Source organism: Streptomyces calidiresistens, assembly GCF_014141525.1.
Taxonomy (GTDB): Bacteria; Actinomycetota; Actinomycetes; order Streptomycetales; family Streptomycetaceae; genus Streptomyces; species Streptomyces calidiresistens.
In genome coordinates, this window is the sequence record NZ_VKHS01000541.1 from 1 (window position 1) to 3866 (window position 3866).

A 3866-nucleotide genomic window follows, 5' to 3' on the forward strand; every position below is an offset into this window, starting at 1 on the left:
GGGGGAAGTCCCGAACGGGGTTGCCGGTTCTGTCCTGATACCGCCCCCGCTGGGCGGAAGCGCGCATTGACCGGGGTCGAAAGCGCCCGTATGCTATAAGACGCGCTGCGGACCTGCGCGCCTCGGACGGAGCAGGTCGCGCTCGCACTTGTTGTATGTCCCCTCGGTTGTCGGGGCGCTTTTCGGAAATCTCAAGGGATCTTCGGTGCGGCGTCTCCCGGGCTGTCCGGCTTCGGCGGTGCGATACGGGTTCGTGGCGTGGTAGTGCCGACGACATTCTGTCCGTACCGGAGCCCTTTACCACATGACGAGCAGCACCGAGACCACCGTGGCCACCCCGCAGGTTGCGGTCAACGACATCGGTTCCGAGGAAGCCTTCCTCGCCGCGATCGACGAGACGATCAAGTACTTCAACGACGGCGACATCGTCGACGGCGTCATCGTGAAGGTCGACCGGGACGAGGTCCTGCTCGACATCGGTTACAAGACCGAGGGTGTGATCCCCTCCCGCGAGCTGTCGATCAAGCACGACGTCGACCCCAACGAGGTCGTCGCCGTCGGTGACGAGATCGAGGCCCTGGTCCTCCAGAAGGAGGACAAGGAGGGTCGTCTGATCCTGTCCAAGAAGCGCGCGCAGTACGAGCGGGCCTGGGGCACGATCGAGAAGATCAAGGACGAGGACGGCATCGTCACCGGTACCGTCATCGAGGTCGTCAAGGGTGGTCTCATCCTCGACATCGGCCTGCGCGGCTTCCTCCCCGCCTCCCTCGTGGAGATGCGCCGCGTCCGTGACCTCCAGCCCTACGTGGGCAAGGAGCTCGAGGCCAAGATCATCGAGCTGGACAAGAACCGCAACAACGTGGTCCTGTCCCGTCGCGCCTGGCTGGAGCAGACCCAGAGCGAGGTCCGCCAGACCTTCCTCACCACCCTCCAGAAGGGTCAGGTGCGCTCCGGCGTCGTCTCCTCCATCGTCAACTTCGGTGCCTTCGTGGACCTGGGTGGCGTGGACGGCCTGGTGCACGTCTCCGAGCTGTCCTGGAAGCACATCGACCACCCCTCCGAGGTCGTCGAGGTCGGCCAGGAGGTCACCGTCGAGGTCCTGGACGTCGACATGGACCGCGAGCGGGTCTCGCTGTCGCTCAAGGCGACGCAGGAGGACCCGTGGCAGCAGTTCGCCCGGACCCACCAGATCGGCCAGGTCGTCCCCGGCAAGGTCACCAAGCTGGTGCCGTTCGGCGCGTTCGTCCGGGTGGACGAGGGCATCGAGGGCCTGGTCCACATCTCCGAGCTGGCCGAGCGCCACGTGGAGATCCCGGAGCAGGTCGTCCAGGTCAACGACGAGATCTTCGTCAAGGTCATCGACATCGACCTCGACCGTCGTCGGATCAGCCTGTCGCTCAAGCAGGCCAACGAGACCTTCGGCGCCGACCCGATGGCCGTCGAGTTCGACCCGACCCTCTACGGCATGGCCGCGTCCTACGACGACCAGGGCAACTACATCTACCCCGAGGGCTTCGACCCGGAGGCCAACGACTGGCTGCCCGGCTACGAGAAGCAGCGGGAGGAGTGGGAGCAGCAGTACGCCGAGGCGCAGACCCGCTTCGAGCAGCACCAGGCCCAGGTCATCAAGTCCCGGGAGGCCGACGCCGAGGCCGAGGCCGAGGCCGGCAGCGCCGCGCCGCAGGCCGGTGGCGGCGGCTCGTACTCCTCGGACCCGGGTGAGGACACCGGCGCGCTGGCCTCCGACGAGGCCCTCGCCGCCCTGCGCGAGAAGCTGGCCGGCGGCCAGAGCTGAGTTCCCTCCCGCGGGTGATGTCGCCCGCGGCGGGCACCGCGGATCGCGGCGGAACCCGTCCCCGAACCACCGGGGGCGGGTTCCGCCGTTTCCCGACCCCCGTTCGGGGGAATGCCCGACGCCCCGAACGCGTTGATCACGAGGAGCGCCCCGGACGGGGCGATCGGTTCCCGTGCCGTTCCGGGTACGGGGCCGGCTCGCGACGGACCACCACGGCACGGAAGGAGCGGCGGTCACGGTGCACGATCCACAGGACCTGTACGAGTGGGTGCCGGAGGGCTTGGCCATGGCCGAGGCCATCTCGGTCGACCCCCATGCCGACGCCGACACCCCCACCGACACCGGCACCGACTCCGACGCCCCGGTCGGCCCGGTGCTCCTCCACCACTTCGAGGGATTCCTCGACGCGGGGGAGACCGGAACCCAACTGATCGAGGAACTGCTCGACGACCGCCGGCCGGGCGTGACCGTGGCCCGATTCGACCACGACCGTCTGGTGGACTACCGCGCCCGCCGGCCGGTGATGACCTTCCGGCGCGACCGCTGGACCGATTTCCGCGCGCCCCGGCTGGAGGTGCGGCTGGTCCACGACGACACCCGAAAGCCCTTCCTGGTGCTCTCCGGCCCCGAACCGGACGTGGAGTGGGAGCGGTTCGCCGAGGCGGTGCGGGAGATCGTGGAGCGCCTGCGGGTCCGTCTGACCGTCGGTTTCCACGGCATCCCGATGGGCGTTCCGCACACCCGGCCCGTCGGCCTGACCTCGCACGGCAACCGTTCGGAGCTGGTCCCGGCGCGCAACGACCTCTTCGACGAGGCGCAGGTGCCCGGCAGCGCGGCCTCCCTGCTGGAGTTGCGGCTCTCCCAGGCGGGTCACGACGTGCTGGGCATCGCCGCGCACGTCCCGCACTACATCGCCCGGTCCCGGTACCCGGACTCGGCGCTGGTGGTGCTGGAGGCGCTGACCGGCGCCACCGGGCTGGTGCTGCCGGAGATCGCCCAGAGCCTGCGCTCCCGCTCGCTGCGGGTGCGCGAGGAGATCGACCGGGAGCTGGCCGAGGGCGACAACGAGCTGGTGGCGGTCGTCAGGGGGCTGGAGCAGCAGTACGACGCGGTGGCCGGGGCCGCGACCCGGGGGAACCTGGTCGCCGAGCCGGCCGAGTTGCCCTCCGCCGACGAGTTGGGGGCGGTCTTCGAGCGCTTCCTCGCCGAGCAGGAGGGGCCGCGGGGCGGGGACACCCCACCCGCGGGCCCCTAGCGATCGCCGGGCCCCTCGGGCCCGTCGGCCCGGTCCGACGGGCCCGCCCGGTAGCCTGCCGCCCATGCTGACAGTGGGACTCACCGGCGGGATCGGTTCCGGGAAGAGCGCGGTCACCCGTCTGCTGGCGGAGCGCGGGGCGGTCGTCGTGGACGCCGACCGCGTCGCCCGCGAAGTGGTCGAGCCGGGAACGGAGGGGTTGGCGGCGGTCGTCGCCGAGTTCGGTCCCGGGGTGCTGGCTCGGGACGGCACACTGGACCGCGAGCGGCTGGGGCGGATCGTCTTCTCCGATCCGGCGCGGCTGGCCGCTCTCAACGCCATCGTCCATCCGCTGGTGGCGCGGCGGTCCGCCGAGCTGCGGGCGGCGGCGCCGGCGGACGCGGTGGTGGTGCACGACGTGCCGCTGCTGGTCGAGAACGGTTTGGCCGGGATGTACGACCTGGTCGTCGTGGTGGACGCCCCCGAGGAGGTCCGGTTGGACCGCCTCGTGCGGTCGCGCGGCATGACCGGGGCCGACGCCCGGGCCCGGATGGCGGCGCAGGCGGATCGCGCCGCCCGGCTGGCCGTGGCCGATCGGGTCCTCACCAACGACGGGACCCTCGCCGACCTGGAGATCCGGGTGGCCGAACTGTGGGAGGAACTCGTCGCGCGGGCCGCCGCCGGGTGAGTCCGGCGGGTGACGACCCCGCGTCCCCGCCGCCCCCGACGGGCGCCCGTGGCGCCGGGGCGTGCCCGGTTCGTCGCCCGTCGCCGGACAAGGCGCCACATACCGAAGTGCCCCCGGGGGTGGGGCCGGTGGGCGTTTTGGTGGGGAGG

The 3866-nt window shown here is 71.2% G+C and carries 3 protein-coding genes; all 3 read left to right on the forward strand.

Translation table 11 applies throughout. The annotated features are described in order from the left end of the window. Positions 1–304 precede the first annotated feature (304 nt). The 3 genes from rpsA (at position 305) to coaE (ending at position 3717) form a co-directional block, all read left to right on the forward strand. Positions 305–1795 carry a 30S ribosomal protein S1 gene (gene rpsA, locus FOE67_RS19185; RefSeq protein ID WP_182665966.1) on the forward strand — a complete coding sequence of 497 codons (1491 nt, stop codon included), beginning with the start codon at positions 305–307 and terminating at the stop codon, positions 1793–1795. A gap of 238 nt (positions 1796–2033) precedes the next feature. Beyond that, entirely contained in the window at positions 2034–3050 is a 1017-nt protein-coding gene (locus FOE67_RS19190; RefSeq protein WP_182665968.1) for a PAC2 family protein, read from the forward strand. Positions 3051–3114: 64 nt separating this feature from the next. Continuing rightward, entirely contained in the window at positions 3115–3717 is a 603-nt protein-coding gene (gene coaE, locus FOE67_RS19195) for a dephospho-CoA kinase (RefSeq protein ID WP_182665970.1), read from the forward strand. Positions 3718–3866: the final 149 nt, after the last annotated feature.

Excerpts from the sequence above, each read along its gene's own strand:
- coaE (WP_182665970.1), top strand. The coding sequence starts at position 3,115 with ATGCTGACAGTGGGACTCACCGGCGGGATCGGTTCCGGGAAGAGCGCG.
- rpsA (WP_182665966.1), top strand. The coding sequence starts at position 305 with ATGACGAGCAGCACCGAGACCACCGTGGCCACCCCGCAGGTTGCGGTC.